At 72.7% G+C, this 16,006-nt stretch carries 10 protein-coding genes; 3 read left to right on the forward strand and 7 right to left on the reverse strand.

Translation table 11 applies throughout. The features are described from left to right. Positions 1-52 precede the first annotated feature (52 nt). Complete coding sequence (locus ACXJKB_RS00645; RefSeq protein ID WP_457184568.1) at positions 53-1,528, forward strand: carboxyl transferase domain-containing protein; 1,476 nt, start codon at positions 53-55, stop codon at positions 1,526-1,528. 139 nt (positions 1,529-1,667) lie between these two features. Here ACXJKB_RS00645 and ACXJKB_RS00650 read toward each other — a convergent pair whose 3' ends face one another. Further along, positions 1,668-2,711, reverse strand: coding sequence for a DivIVA domain-containing protein (locus ACXJKB_RS00650; protein WP_457184569.1), 1,044 nt, complete (start codon positions 2,709-2,711; stop codon positions 1,668-1,670). Beyond that, complete coding sequence (locus tag ACXJKB_RS00655; RefSeq protein WP_457184570.1) at positions 2,704-4,188, reverse strand: hypothetical protein; 1,485 nt, start codon at positions 4,186-4,188, stop codon at positions 2,704-2,706. Before ACXJKB_RS00655 ends, ACXJKB_RS00650 begins: the two co-directional genes overlap by 8 nt. Before the next feature lie 136 nt (positions 4,189-4,324). On the opposite strand from ACXJKB_RS00655, the gene ACXJKB_RS00660 reads away from it, so the two are divergent. Next, positions 4,325-5,275, forward strand: coding sequence for an NAD-dependent epimerase/dehydratase family protein (locus ACXJKB_RS00660; RefSeq protein WP_457184571.1), 951 nt, complete (start codon positions 4,325-4,327; stop codon positions 5,273-5,275). A gap of 106 nt (positions 5,276-5,381) precedes the next feature. Here ACXJKB_RS00660 and ACXJKB_RS00665 read toward each other — a convergent pair whose 3' ends face one another. The 5 genes from ACXJKB_RS00665 to ACXJKB_RS00685 all read right to left on the reverse strand — a co-directional run bounded on the left by ACXJKB_RS00665 (position 5,382) and on the right by ACXJKB_RS00685 (position 15,050). Continuing rightward, positions 5,382-6,938, reverse strand: a complete 1,557-nt coding sequence (locus tag ACXJKB_RS00665; RefSeq protein ID WP_457184572.1) for a dihydrolipoamide acetyltransferase family protein — start codon at positions 6,936-6,938, stop codon at positions 5,382-5,384. 10 nt (positions 6,939-6,948) lie between these two features. Next, positions 6,949-7,935: an alpha-ketoacid dehydrogenase subunit beta gene (locus tag ACXJKB_RS00670; RefSeq protein ID WP_457184573.1), complete on the reverse strand. Its 987-nt coding sequence runs from the start codon at positions 7,933-7,935 to the stop codon at positions 6,949-6,951. A gap of 1 nt (position 7,936) precedes the next feature. Then, positions 7,937-9,091, reverse strand: a complete 1,155-nt coding sequence (pdhA, locus tag ACXJKB_RS00675; RefSeq protein ID WP_191193566.1) for a pyruvate dehydrogenase (acetyl-transferring) E1 component subunit alpha — start codon at positions 9,089-9,091, stop codon at positions 7,937-7,939. 289 nt (positions 9,092-9,380) lie between these two features. Further along, entirely contained in the window at positions 9,381-13,667 is a 4,287-nt protein-coding gene (locus tag ACXJKB_RS00680) for a SpaA isopeptide-forming pilin-related protein (RefSeq protein ID WP_457184574.1), read from the reverse strand. Positions 13,668-14,060: 393 nt separating this feature from the next. Further along, positions 14,061-15,050, reverse strand: coding sequence for a glutathione S-transferase family protein (locus ACXJKB_RS00685; RefSeq protein ID WP_457184575.1), 990 nt, complete (start codon positions 15,048-15,050; stop codon positions 14,061-14,063). Between the two features lie 45 nt (positions 15,051-15,095). Here ACXJKB_RS00685 and ACXJKB_RS00690 point away from each other — a divergent pair, with 45 nt between their 5' ends. Then, positions 15,096-15,881, forward strand: coding sequence for a metallophosphoesterase (locus ACXJKB_RS00690; protein ID WP_457184576.1), 786 nt, complete (start codon positions 15,096-15,098; stop codon positions 15,879-15,881). The last annotated feature ends 125 nt before the right edge of the window (positions 15,882-16,006 follow it).

The following is a 16,006-nucleotide window of genomic DNA, read 5'->3' on the forward strand; positions in this document are numbered from 1 at the left end:
AGGTGAGCGGAGCGCGGTCGGACGTCGGCGGGCGATGGCCTAACCTCGCTCAATGAGCGAACGACTGAGTGCGCGCGACCTCATCGACCTGGTCCTCGACGAGGGCTCGTGGTCCTCCTGGGACACCGCTCCGACGCGTGACGGCGTCAGCGAGGCGTACGCCGCCGAGCTGGCCGCCGCGGCCGAGAAGTCGGGCGTCGACGAGTCGGTGCTGACCGGCGAGGCGCGGATGCACGGACGGCGGATCGCCGTGCTGGTGGGCGAGTTCGGCTTCCTGGCCGGGTCGATCGGGCGGGCCGCGGCCGACCGGATCGTCACCGGCATCGAGCGGGCGACCCGCGAGGGCCTGCCGCTCGTGGCCGCACCGGTGAGCGGTGGCACCCGGATGCAGGAGGGCACCCCGGCCTTCGTGCAGATGGTCCGGATCTCGGCTGCCGTGGCCGCGCACCGCACCGCGGGCCTGCCCTACCTCGTCTACCTGCGGCACCCCACGACCGGCGGCGTGATGGCGTCGTGGGGCTCGCTCGGCCACGTCACCGTCGCCGAGCCGGGCGCGCTCGTCGGCTTCCTCGGCCCCCGGGTCTACGAGGCCCTCTACGACCGCCCCTTCCCCGAGGGCGTGCAGACCTCCGAGAACCTCTACGCCCGCGGCATCATCGACGCCGTCCTGCCGCCCGAGGAGATCAAGGAGATCCTCGACCGCGCGCTCAGCATCCTCATGGCCGCCCGGGAGGGCGTCGCACCGGTCGCGGACCCGGGGCAGGAGGACGTCCCGGACGTCGACGCGTGGGACTGCGTGACCCGGTCGCGACGCCCGGACCGGCCGGGCGTACGACGGCTGCTGCGCTACGCCGCCAGCGACGTCGTACCCCTCAACGGGACGGGGCAGGGCGAGCGCGACGCGGGGCTGCTGATCGCGCTCGCGCGCTTCGGCGAGGCGCCGTGCGTCTTCCTCGGCCAGGACCGCCGCGGCCAGACCACCGACCACCCGATGGGACCCGAGGCGTTGCGCGAGGCCCGGCGCGGGATGCGGCTGGCGTCCGAGCTCGGGCTGCCGCTCGTGACGGTCATCGACACCCAGGGCGCGGCCCTCTCCGCGGACGCCGAGAACGGCGGGCTGGCCGGCGAGATCGCACGCTCGCTGGCGGACCTCGTCACCCTCGACGCGCCCACGCTGTGCCTGATGCTGGGCGAGGGCAACGGCGGTGGCGCGCTCGCCCTGCTGCCCGCCGACCGGGTCGTCGCGGCGCAGCACGCGTGGCTGTCACCGCTGCCGCCCGAGGGCGCCTCCGCGATCGTGCACCGCGACCTCGACCACGCCGCCGAGATGGCGCGGGCCCAGCAGGTGCGGGCGATCGACCTGCACCGCCGGGGCGTGGTCGACCGGATCGTGACCGAGAAGCCCGATGCGGCCGACGAGCCCGAGGAGTTCTGCCGCCGCGTCGGCGCGGTGCTCGAGCACGAGCTCAGCGCGCTCCTGGCCTCCGGGCCGGGGTCCGCGGACGAGCGGGCGCGGCGCTACGTCTGACCGTTCCCGCCGGCCCGGGCGGTGCCCCAGCCACATCCCAGTGCACCGGAATGTGGGTGGGCCACCCCTCGCCCCGACGATCCGGCGAGTCGTCAGACCGGCGGTGTCACGGCCACATTCCGGAGGGCCGGAACGTGGCTCAGGGCCCTTCGGGGCTGTCCTCTGAGCTGTCCGGCGTCTCGTCCTGATCGCCGACGCCGTCCGCGGCCTCGGGCGCGTCGGACTCGGCGCGAGCCGCGTCGGCGACGGGGTCGCCGTGCGGGGCGGTGGCTGAGGGGGCAGGCGCATCGGACAGGCCGACGACCCCGGGCACGGTGCCGGTGAGGGTGGCGAGCATCTGGCGCACGTTGGAGAGCTGGGCGTTGATGCTGTCGCGGCGCTGGGCGGCGGCGGCGAGCTCGCGCTCGGACTCGGCGCGTACGCGGTCGGCGGAGGTGCGGGCCTCGGACACCATGGTCGTGGACCGCTCCTCGGCGTCGGCGAGCATCCGGGCGATGCGCTCCTCGGCCTCCGCCCGGTTGCGCTCGAGGGTGGCCTCGGTGTCCTTGTTGCGCGCGGTCATCGCGTCGAGCTCGGCCTGGGTCGCGGCCTGCTGGGCCTGGAACTCGGCTGTGGCCTTCTGGCGACGCTCGGCCAGCGTGGTCTCGAAGTCCGCGGCCGCCTGGGCGGCCTTGGCGCGCTGGTCCTCGTAGAGGGCCTCGGCCTCGGCGCGACGCGCGGAGGCGTCACGCTCGGCGGCGTCCCGCTCCCCGTCGGCGGCCTTGCGCGCGTCGGCGAGGACACGGGCGCCCTCGGCGTCGGCGTCGCGGCGCGTGTCCTCGGCGTAGCGGTCGGCGTCGGCGCGCAGGGCGCCGACCTCCTGGTCGGCCTCCTTGCGCATGGTCTCGACCTCACCGATCACCCGGTCGCGGACCTCGGCGGCCTCGGCCTCGGCGAGCGAGAGGATCTGCCCGATGCGCTCACCGAGGTGGGCGTACGTCGGCTGCTCCGGCTCCTGCGACTCGCGGGACACCAGCGCCTCGCGCGACGTCGACGCCTCGGAGCGGGCCTGCTCGGCCGCGGCCTCGGCGGAAGCAAGTCGCGTGCGCAGGTCCTCGGCCTCGCTCCGGGCCTGGCCGATGGCACGCTCGACCTCGCCCGGGTCGTAGCCGCGGCGCACGGTCGTGAACATCTCTTCAGGCATCGGGGTTCTCCTGGCTTGGCGGGGCTGTGGGGGGTGGCGGGGCGTGGGGGTCGCTGGGGGTCGGGTCGACGGGGTCGGTGGGGTCGGCACCGGCCTGCGCGCGCTCGGGCACGGAGAGCGCCGCGATGACGCCGGAGAGCTGGCCGAGCTCGGCCGCGATGGTGTCGCGCTGCTCCTTGAGCTGCGCGATCTCTGCCCGGGCCCGCTCGAGCGCGCGGCGGGCGCTGTCGCGGAGCTGGTCGGCCTCGGCGCGGCCCTCGGCGACGAGCGCGACGGACTCCTCGCGGGCACGGCGACGGTCCTCGGCCGCGTCGGCCCGGCTGCGGGTGACCTCCTCGGCGACCAGCGCGCGGAGGCTTGCTGCGCCGCTCTCGGCCTCGGTCCGGCGGCGTTCGAGCCGCTCGACCGCCCGCTCGGACTCGTCGGTCGCGTCGGCGACGATCCGGGCGGCATCGGCCTCGGCCTGCTCGAGGACGGCCCTGGCCTCGGCCTTCCGCTCGGCCGCCGTGCTGGAGGCGTCCTGGGTGATCTCCTCCGCGCGCTGCTTGGCCTCGGCGAGCTCGAGCGCCATCCGACCGTTGACCGTGGCGATGACGCCGTGGGCGCGCTGGCGGGCCAGCCGCGCGTGGTCACCGGCGTCGGCGTGGGCGGACCTGCGGATCGACTCGGCCTCGGTGGCCGCGCCGGCGAGCACCGACTCGACGGTCTGCGTGGCCCACGCGGTCTGCTCGGCGGCGTGGCGCAGCTTCTCGTCGCTCTCGGTGCGCGCGGCGGCCAGCATCTCCTCGGCGGCCCGGCGCATCTGGTCGACCTCCGCGCCGGTCGTACGGCGCAGGTCCTCGACGTGGAGTGATGCCTCGTCGCGCATCCGGGCGGACTCGGTGGAGGCGCTGGCGCGCAGCGACTCGGCCTCCGCGGTCGCGGAGTCGAGGTGCTGCTGCCCGGCGGTCCGCGCCTCCTCGACGAGGCGGGCTGCGGTCTCCTGGGCGCCGGCGAGCGTGGCCTCCGCCTCGGTCCGCGCGCCCTCGAGCAGCTCGGTCTTCTCACTGGCCGCGGTGTCGCGCAGCTCCTGCGACTCGGCGCGCAGGGCTGCCGCGTCGTCCTGCGCCTGGGCGCGGAGCTTGTCGCTCTCGGTCCGGGCGGCGTCGACCTGCTGGTCCCGGGCGCCCTCGGCGGACCTCATCAGGAGCGCGGCCTGCTCGTTGGCGTCCACGACGATCGTGGCGGCCTCCTGGGAGGCGCCGGCGAGCACCTCCTCGGCCTGGGCGCGGGCCCGGCCGGCCTCGGCGCGGTCGCGCTCGGTCTCGACCTTCAGCAGGCGGGTCTGCTCACGCAGGGCAGCGAGGTCGGTCGTGAGGCGCTCGGCCTCCTCACGTGCCTCCCTGACCAGCTGGTCGGCCACCTGCTGCGCACGTGCCAGCAGGGCCGCCGTCGTGGGCGGCTCGCCGGAGGCAGCCGTGGCGGAGTCCTGAGCCATCCGCACACTCCTCTTCTCACCCTTACGGAGGTTCCAGTCTCGCAGTTCGTCGCCCGTTGTGACAAAAGCAGCGGCCCGTTGCGCCGACAGCGAACCGCCCTTGCCGGGGGCTGGGCGAGGCGGTGGAGTGGCTCGCATGAAGCTCCTCGTGCTCGGCGGCACCCGGTTCCTGTCCCGCGAGGTCGCGCTGCAGGCGGTGGCGCGCGGCTGGGACGTCACCTGCGCCTGCCGCGGCGCGTCCGGCCCCGTGCCCGAGGGCGCCACGCACCTGCCGTGGGACCGCGCCGACCCGCCGCCGGCTGCGGTGGCCGACGGGGGCTGGGACGCCGTCGTCGACGTGACGCGGCTGCCGTCGCAGGCGAGCAGCGCCGTCGCCGCGACGTCGTACGCCCACTGGGTCTTCGTGTCCACCATCAGCGTCTACGCCGACAACTCCTCCCCCGCGATGGAGCCCCTGCTCGAGCCGATCACCACCGACGTGGACCTCGCGGTGGACCCGGAGGCCTACGGCGGGATGAAGGTGGCGTGCGAGCAGGCCGTGCGGTCGGGCGCGACGTCGTCGGTGGTCGCCCGACCCGGTCTCATCGTCGGGCCCGGCGACCCGACCGGGCGCTTCGCCCACTGGCCGCAGCGGCTGGCCCGTGGCGGCGAGGTCCTGGCGCCGGGGCGGCCCGAGGACGTCGTGCAGGTGATCGACGTGCGCGACCTCGCGGCATGGCTGCTCGTGCTGGCCGAGGAGCGGACGACCGGGACGTACGACGCCGTGGGCGAGCCCGTGCCGCTCAGCGACCTGCTGGCGCAGGTGGCGACCGGCGTCGGCGACCCCGACCCGCGGCTCACGTGGGTCGACAGCGCCTTCCTCGAGGGCCAGGGGGTCGCACCCTGGGCCGGTGAGGACTCGCTCCCGCTGTGGCTCCCACGCCCGGAGTACGACGGCATGCTGGCGCACGACCCGGGCCCCGCCGTCGCCGCCGGGCTGCGGCTCCGCCCGCTGGCCGACACCGCCCCGGGATGCCTCGACTCCCCGGTCACCGCGCTGACGCCCGAGCGGGAGGCCGAGGTGCTGGCGGCCTGGCACGCCCGCTGAGCGGGCACTTCCTCGCGCCAGGAAGCGTCGACCGGGCACTTCCTCGCGCTGGAGCGCGAGGAAGTGCCCGGTCGGCGTGGCTGAGCGCGAGGAAGTGCCCGGTCGGTCAGAAGAGCAGGGCCGTGCCCGGGTCCTGCAGCATCCCGGCGACGTCGGCCAGGAAGCGCGAGCCCTTCTCGCCGTCGACGTGGCGGTGGTCGAAGGACAGCGCCAGCGTGGTGACGTCGCGGACCACGATCTCGCCGGTCTCCTCGTCGACCCACGGCCGCTTGTTGATCGCGCCGAAGCAGAGGATCGCGGACTCGCCCGGGTTGATGATCGGCGTACCGGCGTCCACACCGAAGACGCCCACGTTGGTGATCGTGAAGGTGCCGCCCGACATCTCGGCCGGCTGCGTCTTGCCGTCGCGAGCGGTGGCGGTGAGCGCGCCGAGCGCCTGGGCCAGCTCGGTCATCGAGAGGGCGTCGGCGTCCTTGACGTTGGGCACCACCAGACCGCGCGGCGTGGCGGCCGCGATGCCGAGGTTGACGTAGTGCTTGTAGACGACCTCCTGGGCGGCCTCGTCCCAGTAGGAATTGATCTCCGGGGTGCGCTTCATCGCGAGGATGACGGCGCGGGCGAGGACGAGCAGCGGGCTGACCCGGATGTCGCGGAACTCGGGACGCTTCTTCAGCCGCGCGACGAGCTGCATCGCGGCGGTGACGTCGACGGTGATCCACTCGGTGACGTGCGGGCTGGTGAACGCCGACTGGCTCATCGCCGCCGCCATCATCTTGCGCACGCCCTTGATCGGCTCGCGGGTCTCGCGCTCGCGCGGTGCGTCATACGAAGGCGCACCAGCAGGTGCGGAAACGGATGACGCAGCTGCCGTGCCCGAGCCGTTGGCAGCGGCCTGGACGTCGTCGCGGGTGATCGAGCCCGACGGGCCGGAGCCGGTGAGGACGCTCAGGTCGACACCCAGGTCCTTGGCGAGCTTGCGCACCGGCGGCTTCGCCAGCGCACGTACGTCGCTGGGCTCGACCTGCGCGGCCGACGGCACGAGGGCCTCGGCGGGGGCGGGCGCGGGCCCGGGGCGCTGGTCGACGGCCGGCACCGGCGACTCGTCGGCCGGCAGCACGTCCTGCGACTGGGCGCCGCCGGGCGAGAACGCGCCTTGCACCTGCAGCTGGGTCTGGGCGCCGGCGTCGGTGCTCGGGGACGCCGAGCCGCGACGGGCGCGGCGCATCGGGCCACGCTCGGCCTTGATCCGGCCGACGAGGGACGCGCCCTCCATGGAGCCGGACGCGGCCGGGTTGGACAGGTCGATGTCGGCAGGGTCGACCTGGGCCGCACTTGCCTTCTCACCTGCCTTCTGCGCCATCCCCAGGTAGGGGTCGGACTCGGTCTGCTCGGCCGGGGTCGAGGTGGGGGCCACCGGGGCGGCCTCGCCCTCGGCGCCGATCGAGATGATCGGGGTGCCGACCGGCACGGTCTCGCCCTCGGCGACGAGCAGCGCCAGGACGGTGCCCTCGTAGGGAGAGGGCAGCTCGACGAGCGACTTGGCGGTCTCGATCTCGACGATGACGTCGTTGATCTCGATCGTGTCGCCGACCTTGACCTTCCACGCGACGATCTCGGCCTCGGTCAGGCCCTCGCCGACATCGGGGAGGAGGAACTCAGACATCACAAGCCTCTCAGTACGAGAACGAGCGGTCGACGGCGTCGAGCACGCGGTCGAGGTCGGGGAGGTACTCCTCCTCGATGCGCGACGGCGGGTAGGGCGTGTCGAACGCGCCGACGCGCAGCACCGGGGCCTCGAGGGAGTAGAAGCACTCCTCGGTGACCCGGGCCGCGAGCTCCGCGCCCATGCCGAGGTTGACGTGCGCCTCGTGGGTGACCACGCAGCGACCGGTGCGACGTACGGACTCGTAGACCGGGGCCATGTCGAGCGGCGAGAGGGTGCGCAGGTCGATGACCTCGAGGCTGCGGCCCTCGGACTCGGCGGCCTCGGCGCACTTGAGCGCGGTCTTCACGGTCGGGCCGTAGGCCAGCACCGTCGCGTCGGAGCCCGCGCGGACCACGCGCGAGGTGAAGAGCGGCTCGGGCGTCGCCGTCTCGTCGAGCTCCGCCTTGTCGGCGTGGTACTGCCGCTTGGGCTCGAGGAAGATGACCGGGTCGTCGTGGGCGATCGCCTGCTGGATCATCCAGTAGCCGTCGACCGGGTTGGAGCAGGCCACCACCTTGAGGCCGGGGGTGTGCGCGAACTGCGCCTCCGGGCTCTCCGAGTGGTGCTCGACCGCGCCGATGCCGCCGCCGAAGGGGATGCGGATGACGATCGGCATCTTCACCTTGCCCTGCGAGCGGTAGGTGTACTTCGCGACCTGGCACACGATCTGGTCGTAGGCCGGGTAGACGAAGCCGTCGAACTGGATCTCGACGACCGGCCGGTAGCCGCGCAGCGCCATGCCGACCGCGGTGCCGACGATGCCGGACTCCGCGAGCGGGCTGTCGATGACGCGGTCCTCGCCGAAGTCCTTCTGCAGGCCGTCGGTGATGCGGAAGACGCCGCCGAGCTTGCCGACGTCCTCACCCATGAGCAGGACCTTGTCGTCGTCCTCCATGGCCTTGCGCAGGCCCATGTTGAGGCCCTTGGCGAGGGTGATCTTCTGGGTCGCACTCATGTCAGTGGGCTCCTTCGAACGACTCGAGGTAGGCGGCGAAGCCGTCGCGCTGGGCGGCGATCTCGTCGGTCATCTCGCTGAAGACGTAGCCGAACTGGTCGAGCGGCTTGGGGTCGGGCAGCGCCTTGCAGCCCTCGCGGAGGTGGTGTCCCAGCTCCTTGGCCTCGGCGTCGAGGTCGTCGAAGAACTGCTGGTCGACCAGGCCGTTGCGGCGCAGGTAGACCTTGAGCCGCTCGATCGGGTCCTTGAGCTTCCAGTGCTCGAGCTCGTCGTTGAGGCGGTAGCGCGTCGGGTCGTCGGTCGTGGTGTGCGCGCCCATCCGGTAGGTGTAGGCCTCGACGAACGACGGGCCGTTGCCCTCGCGCGCCCGCTGCAGCGCGGCCTTCGTGACGGCGTACGTCGCCAGGACGTCGTTGCCGTCGACGCGGATGCCCGGGAAGCCGAAGCCCAGCGCGCGCTGGTAGAGCGGGATCCGGGTCTGGCGCTCGATCGGCTCGGAGATGGCCCACTGGTTGTTCTGGCAGAAGAACACGACCGGGGCGTTGTAGGACGCGGCGAATATGAACGCCTCGTTGACGTCGCCCTGGGACGACGCACCGTCGCCGAAGTGGGCGATCACGGCCGAGTCGCGCTCGGGGTCGCCGGTGCCGACGACGCCGTCGCGCTGCATGCCCATCGCGTAGCCGGTGGCGTGCAGCGTCTGCGCGCCGATGACGATCGTGTAGAGGCCGAAGTTGTTCTCGTTGGGGTCCCAGCCGCCCTGGTCGACGCCGCGGAACAGGCCGAGCAGCCGCAGCGGGTCGACGCCCTTGCAGTAGGCGACGCCGTGCTCGCGGTAGGTCGGGAAGACGTAGTCCTGGGGACGCAGCGCGCGGCCGGCGCCGATCTGCGCGGCCTCCTGGCCGAGCAGCTGCGCCCAGATGCCGAGCTCGCCGTGGCGCTGGAGGGCCGTGGCCTCGACGTCGATGCGCCGGGTGAGGACCATGTCGCGGTAGAGCCCGCGGAGCTCCTCGGCCGAGAAGTCGTGGTCGAACTCGGGGTGGTGGACGCGCTCGCCCTCGGGCGTCAGCAGCTGGACGAGGTCGGGTCCACCGTCGGACTGGGACGGTCCGAAGACGTCCGCAAGGTCGGGGCCGAAGCTCACAGGATCGGTCAACGCACTCTCCTCACAATCAGGCAGCGGCAGTCACGGGATCGCCGGACGCCGACGCTTGCACACGTGGTCGCCGGCGTGTGTGACCCCGACCACAGGATGGGCTCAACGTATCGGCCGGAGCCTGCCAGCACCAATCTGGGCGGGGCCGCTCGGCCCGGTCGTACGACGACCCACGCGCACGCAGATGGGCCGGCGTCGACGGGCCCGTGGGTGACCTGTCGACGCCGGCCCGCCTCCATGGGGGCTGGAGGCGCGGGCAGCAGCTGCTACCCGGTGATGAAGGCGGCCATCACCGGCTCGTGGCCCGCAGGCCGGTGTCGGGCAGGACCTCGGGGGCCACGCACAACGCCGGGATGCGGAGCTTGTCGAGCCGGGTGGAGCCGACCTTCAACGTGACCTTCGCCCGGGGGCGTCCGTGGGTGACGAACTTCCTCGCGGTCTGGGACGTCACGCCGATCCGGTGGACCTTCGTGCCCACGCGGAGCGTGTAGACGACCTTCTCGCCGGTGCGGTTGGCGAGCCTGGCCCGCACCGTGCCCTGGCAGCTGGCCCTCACCGAGCCGACGGCCTTCCCGAACGCCTGCCCGGGCAGGACCTCGGGCGGGACCACCGGCGGGACCACGGGCGGCGGGACCACGACGGGCGGCGGCGGGGTGGCCGGGGTGCAGACCAGGACGGCAGCGCTCGCCGTCGGGTCCGTGCCCACGGGCTGGTCGACCGTCGCCGTGTTGGTCCAGCTGCGGCAGGCACCGGGGGCGCCACCGGCCAGGGTGAGCGAGTAGGTGTAGCTCTTCACCAGCCCGGCCGCCCAGGTCAGCGCCGGGTCGAGGACGACCCGCTGCCCGGCGACCGTCTTGTCGTCGACGACCTGGACCGTCTTGTTGGTCTCCGAGCGGACGCCGAAGGTGACGGGCTGCGTCGTGGCGGTCACCGACGTCGAGGTCGCCGCACCGGGCGGGTCCCACGTCGCGGTCACGCTGAGCGTGCCCGAGCCGGCGGGCTGGGAGGCGAAGGTGCAGGCCACCGGAAGGGTCGTCGAGCTGTCGTCGGCGATCGTGACGTCCGCGCCGCCCGTCACGGTGCACACCGCGCCACCACCGAGGTCCGTCGAGGCCGTGACGTCGGCGACGACGTCACCCGCGGCGTACTGGTTGGGGTTGGTGATCGCCACCTCGCCCTGCAGCCGCCACCCGGACTCGGTCCTCGCGCCGGCCCGGGCCGTCACCGTGTAGGTGAAGGTCGCGTTGCCGTTGGCGTCGGCCGTGCGCTGGGTGGCGTCGGCGACCTTGGTGATCGACCAGGCGTGGTCGACAGCGAGGTCGGCCCTGGCCGTGGGCACCAGCCGCAGCGGCTGCTGCACGCAGACCTCGACCGTCGAGTCGTCGGAGTCGGACTCCTTCGAGTCCGTCGCGACGACCTTGGCGGTGTTGTCGTACGTCGTGCACTGGCCCGGGACGCCGTCGAACGCCTTCGTGTAGGTGAAGGTCTTCGGCCCGTCGGAGGCCTTGACGAGCGCCCCACCGGGTACGTCGCCCAGCTGGACCTGCGTGTCGGTCACGGTCGCCGTCGCGTCGGTGACGACCACCGTCGCCTGCGCGAAGTCGACGCCTGCCGTGCCCGAGGCCGAGCCGCTCGTGCCGTGGTAGGCCGCCTTGTCCCACGACGCCGTCGCGGTGTTGGTGCCGGTCGTGGTGGGCGTCGCACCGGGAAGCACGCACGAGTAGTCGAACGTCGACGTCCCGTTCGGGACCGACAGCGGCCCCGCGGGCCTGTCGATCGTGCACTGGCCACCGGGCAGCGAGTCGGTCAGCTGCACCCCGGAGATCGTCGTCCGGTTCGGGTTCTGGACCGAGATCACGCCGGAGACGACGAACGCCGTGTCCTTCGCGGCGGACGGAGTCACGACCACGTCGTAGGCGAACGAGGCAGGAGTGCCCTGCGGCACCGTCTGCGACGAGGCGCCCTTCACCGACTTCTCGACCGACCAGTCGTAGTCCCGCGCGAACGCCGGCTTCGCGGTCTTGGTCACCACCAGGTCGTCGAGGTCCACGCAGACCTCCACCGTCTCGGTGTCGCTGTCCGACTCTTCCGAGTCGACCGCGACCACCTTCGCGGTGTTGTCGTACGTCGTGCAGTCACCCGGGACGCCGTCGAACGCCTTCGTGTAGGTGAAGGTCCTCGGCCCGTCGACCGCCCTCACCACCACGCCGTCCGGTGAGGTGCCGTCGAGGTCGACCTGGGTGTCGGTCACCGTCGCGGTCGCGTCGGTCACCGTCAGCTTCGCGTCGGCGAAGTCGAAACCGGCCTGTCCGGAGGCAGACCCGCTGGTCCCGTAGTAGGCGGCCTTGTCCCACGACGCCGTCGCCGTGTTGGTGCCGGTCGTGCTCGCCGTCGCGCCGGGCAGCACGCACGAGTAGTCGAACGTCGTCGTCCCCTTAGGGATCGAGACCGCGCCCGCGGGCTTGTCGATCGTGCAGGTCGCAGCCGGCAGCGAGTCGGTCAGCTGAACCCCGGAGATCATCGTCTGGTTGGGGTTCTGGACCGAGATCACACCGGTCACCACGAACTGGCCGTCGCCGCTGACCGACGGGGTCACCACGACGTCGTACCCGAACGACGCCGGCGTGCCCTCGTCGACCGTCTGCGACGACGAGCCCTTGACCGACTTCTCGATCGTCCAGTCGTAGTCCCGCGCGAACGCCGGCTTCGCGGTCTTGGTCACCACCAGGTCGTCGAGGTCCACGCAGACCTCGACCGTCGAGCCGGAGGTGTCGAAGTCGTCGGTGTCGCTCTCGTCGACCCGCGCGACGTTGTCGTAGCTGCGGCACGCGCCGGCCGTCCCGCCCACCGCGGGGCTGGCGTAGGTGGCGACGACCACGCGGTGGTCGGGTGCGTTCCAGACGTCGGTCCAGGCGTAGGTCGGCAGACCGATCGGGACCGGGGCCCCGCCGTCGAACGAGTCCGTCACCGTGGCGTGCTCGTCGATCCTGGGCTGCACCGTGATGGCGTACGTCGCCCCTGCCGAGACGCTGCCGGGGTGGACGTCCTTCTGCGGGTACGTCGACTGGTCCCAGCTGGCCGTCGCGGTCGTCGTACCGCCGACGAGCGCACCCGCGCCGGGGTCGCACGCGTAGTCGTACGACGTGGCGCCGGCGCCGACGTCCACCTGGACCCCCGTGGTGCCCGGGTCGACGTCGACGGCGGCGTTGCTCGGCAGGAAGTGGCACGCGAGGTCGCCGGCGATGCCGATCGTGGCGCGCATGCTCGGGTGCGTGGCGGCCGGGTTGGGGTTGGTCACCGTCACCGAGCCGTGCACCTCCTTGCCCGTGGCCGGCCCCTCGGGCAGGGCCTCGAGCTCCACGCGGTACTGGAACGTGGTGGTCGCGCCCTCCTCGATCGTCTTCGTCGCGTCCCCGACGACGGTCTTGTGGACCCGCCAGTCATAGGCGACGCCGTAGGAGCCGGACGCCTGGTTGGCCACCGCGAGGGGCCTGAAGAACAGCTTGTTGGTGAACTCCACCGTGGCCACGCTCGTGCCGCTGCTCCCGACGACCACGCCCGTGTGGACGGTCGTGTCGGGCGCGTAGCCGGCGGGCGTGGCGATCTCCTCGACCGTGTAGGTGCCGGGCTTGGCGGGGTCGATGGTCACGACGCCGTCGGCGACGGTGTCCACGCCGGGCGTGCCGCCGTCCTTGACGACGAGCTCAGCCGCCGCCGCGCCGGTCGCACCCGGGACCGGGTTCCCGGTGACCCGGAACGTGGCGCCCGGGACGAGCCGCTGGAACTGGTCGCGCTTCTCGATGACGAGCTTGCCGCAGGTGGGCGGCACCGAGATGCCGATGCCGCCGACGAAGTCGAGCAGCGACGAGGACGCCGAGTTGCCGGCGAACGAGCGGACGTTCATCACGCCGTAGGCACCGCGGCAGTCGCCGACCGTGTCGAAGGAGCTCAGGTTGACCGCGGCCTCGGCGAAGAGCTTGCCCTCACCGGTCGCGCCGTCGAAGCCCGCGCCGGCGGTCGGCGTGGAGCACCATGCGGACGGCGTCGCGTAGCCGGGAACGGCGAAGCACCCCGAGACGAAGGTCCCGCTCGCGGACTGGGTCCACTTGTAGGCGGTGGTGAGGGCGAAGCTGCCGTTCCCGTCCTGCTCGAAGCGCAGGAGGAGGTCGTTGACGCTGCGGTCCGGCCGGAACTGGACGGAGTCGCCGGCCTCCTTGGGGAGGTTGGCCTTCTGGTTGAGCTCGGCCATGAAGGTCATCGTCCCGCTCTGGGCGATGCGCCTGAACCCCAGGAACGCCCAGCTCGAGGACCCGGTGGTGAAGTGCGAGTAGACGTCGGAGATGTCGCCCTGGTCGGTGGAGGTTCCGGTGCCCTCCGTCCAGTCGCTCGGGTTCTGGAACTCCTTCGAGCCACCGGTGAAGTTGCTGTCGTCGGCGGTCTTCACGGGGTCGGTCGTCGGAGGCGCGATCCCCGGGCTGGTCCAGTCCGTGCCGCCGCCCTCGACGGAGGTGTTGCCGTCGATCTCGAAGCCGGCCGTGACGCCCGCCCCGGCCGACGTCGTGGTCGCGGCCTGCACCGCGACGGTCGGGACGAGCAGGAGGAGCGCGATCGTCCTCCTGAGCCGTCCAGGACCTCCGTGCCGTTCAGCGGCATGGACGCCCCTGGCCCGCCGTCCCCACAGTGTCGTCGTCGTTCGTACGCGATGCATTGCCCGCCCCCTGGCGCGAGTGGTCCCCACTGAAGCTCTTCGGTGACCGACGCCCCCCAGCGCTGCCGACCGTGGTCGCCGTGCGGCCCCAAGTGGCACGGCGTGTGTGTTCAGGGCAGAAGACTGGCGTCAGCGGAACACGACGGGAATCCACCGCGAGGAGGCAGCGGGCTTCCTGCGGAGGGGCTTGACCGAACGTTGGTAAAGCCGTCCGGATAGGGGCGGTCCGGACCAGACCACGTGCCCGAGGTGGGGCAGGCGTCAGCCGCGACCGTGCGGGGTGCGCCAGCCCGACTCGTCGGGGCCGACGGGGACGATCTGCGTCGGGTTGATGTCGGTGTGGACGACGTAGTAGTGCTTCTTGATCTGGTCGAAGTCGACCTCGTCGGCGAAGCCCGGCGTCTGGAAGAGGTCGCGGGCGTAGCCCCAGAGGTTCGGCATCTCGGTGAGCTTGTTGCGGTTGCACTTGAAGTGCCCGTGGTAGACCGCGTCGAAGCGCACCAGCGTGGTGAAGAGCCGGACGTCGGCCTCGGTGATCGCGTCGCCCATCAGGTAGCGCCGGTCGGCAAGCCGGTCCTCGAGCCAGTCGAGCGTCGTGAACAGACGGTCGTACGCGTCCTCGTAGGCCTCCTGCGACCCGGCGAAGCCGCATCGGTAGACGCCGTTGTTGACCTCGGTGAAGACGCGCTTCATCACCGACTCCATCTCCTCGCGGAGTTCGGCGGGCCACAGGTCGGGGGCGTCGGGACGCTGGTGCTCGCGCCACTCGAAGGAGAGGTCGTGGGTGATCTGCGGGAAGTCGTTGGTCACGACCTGGCCCGACGAGACCTCGACGAGCGCCGGCACGGTGATGCCGCGCGGGTAGTCGGCCTGGCGCGCGAAGTAGGCCTCCTGCAGGCGCTCGATGCCGAGCACCGGGTCACGGCCGCCCTCGTCGAGGTCGAAGGTCCAGCTGCGGGCGTCGTGCGTCGGGCCGGGCGCGCCCCAGGAGATGACGTCCTCGAGGCCGAGCAGCGTGCGGACGATGATCGAGCGGTGCGCCCACGGGCAGGCACGGGCCGCGATCAGCCGGTAGCGGCCGGGCTCGACGTCCCAGACCGGCACGTCGCGCGGGCTGTCCTTCGACCCGCTCGGGAACTCGTCGTCGAGCGGGTCAGCCGACCGATCCCCCGCCAGCACGCGGTCGGGGAGGTAGGACATGTCGCGCTCGAAGGGCTTGCCCTTGGTCGTGTACGTCGCCGTGTCGTTCACACTTCAACCATACCCGCGTCCGGCCGAGGACATACCTTCGTGGGTGTGAGTGCGACCTTCGCCACCAGCGACTCCCACGGCCACCTGACCGAGCTGACCGCCGCGCTGCAGCGGGCCGGCCTCCTCGACGAGGAGTTCCGCTGGTGCGGCGGCAGCTCGAGGTTGTGGGTCCTCGGCGACCTCCTCGACCGGGGTCCGGACGGGCTCGGCGTGATCGCACTCGTACGCCGGCTCGTCGACGAGGCCGCGGCGGCCGGCGGATCGGTGCACCCGCTGCTCGGCAACCACGAGGTCATCGCCCTGGGCACCCGGCTGTTCGGCGGCACCGAGGTGGTCCACCGCGGGGTCGTGCGGACCTTCGAGTCGATCTGGGCCCGCAACGGCGGGCTCGCCTCCGACCAGGACGGCATCGACGCCGAGCTCTTCACCTGGCTGGCCGGGCTCCCGGCGGTCGGCCTCGACGCCGACCACCTCCTCATGCACTCCGACACGCTGGCCTACCTCGAGTGGGGCGACACCGTCGACGACGTCAACCGGACCGTGCGCGAGGTCCTCGCCGGGGACGACCCGGTGGCGTGGTTCGACGTGCTGGTCGGCCTCGGCCGGCGCCACGAGTACGCTGGACCGTCCGGTCCCGCGGCCGCGCGGACGCTCCTCGACGCGCTCGGCGGGCAGCGCGTCGTCCACGGCCACAGCATCATCGGCGACCTCTTCGGCGTCCCCGTCGACTCCTACTCCGAGCCGCGGCTCTACGCCGACGGCCTCGCGCTCGACATCGACGGCGGGATCTACGAAGGCGGTCCGTGCCTGGTCGCCCGCCTCTCGGGGTAGCCCACCGGGTGTGAGCGGCCGCGCTGCCGGCGGTCAGCCGGGGTCCGCGGGCCACAGGGTTGTCAGGCTCTCCCTGAGGTTGTCGGCCCGTGCACGGCCTGACAACCTCAGCGATCCCCGGCCAG

Source organism: Nocardioides sp. P5_E3 (assembly GCF_054049275.1).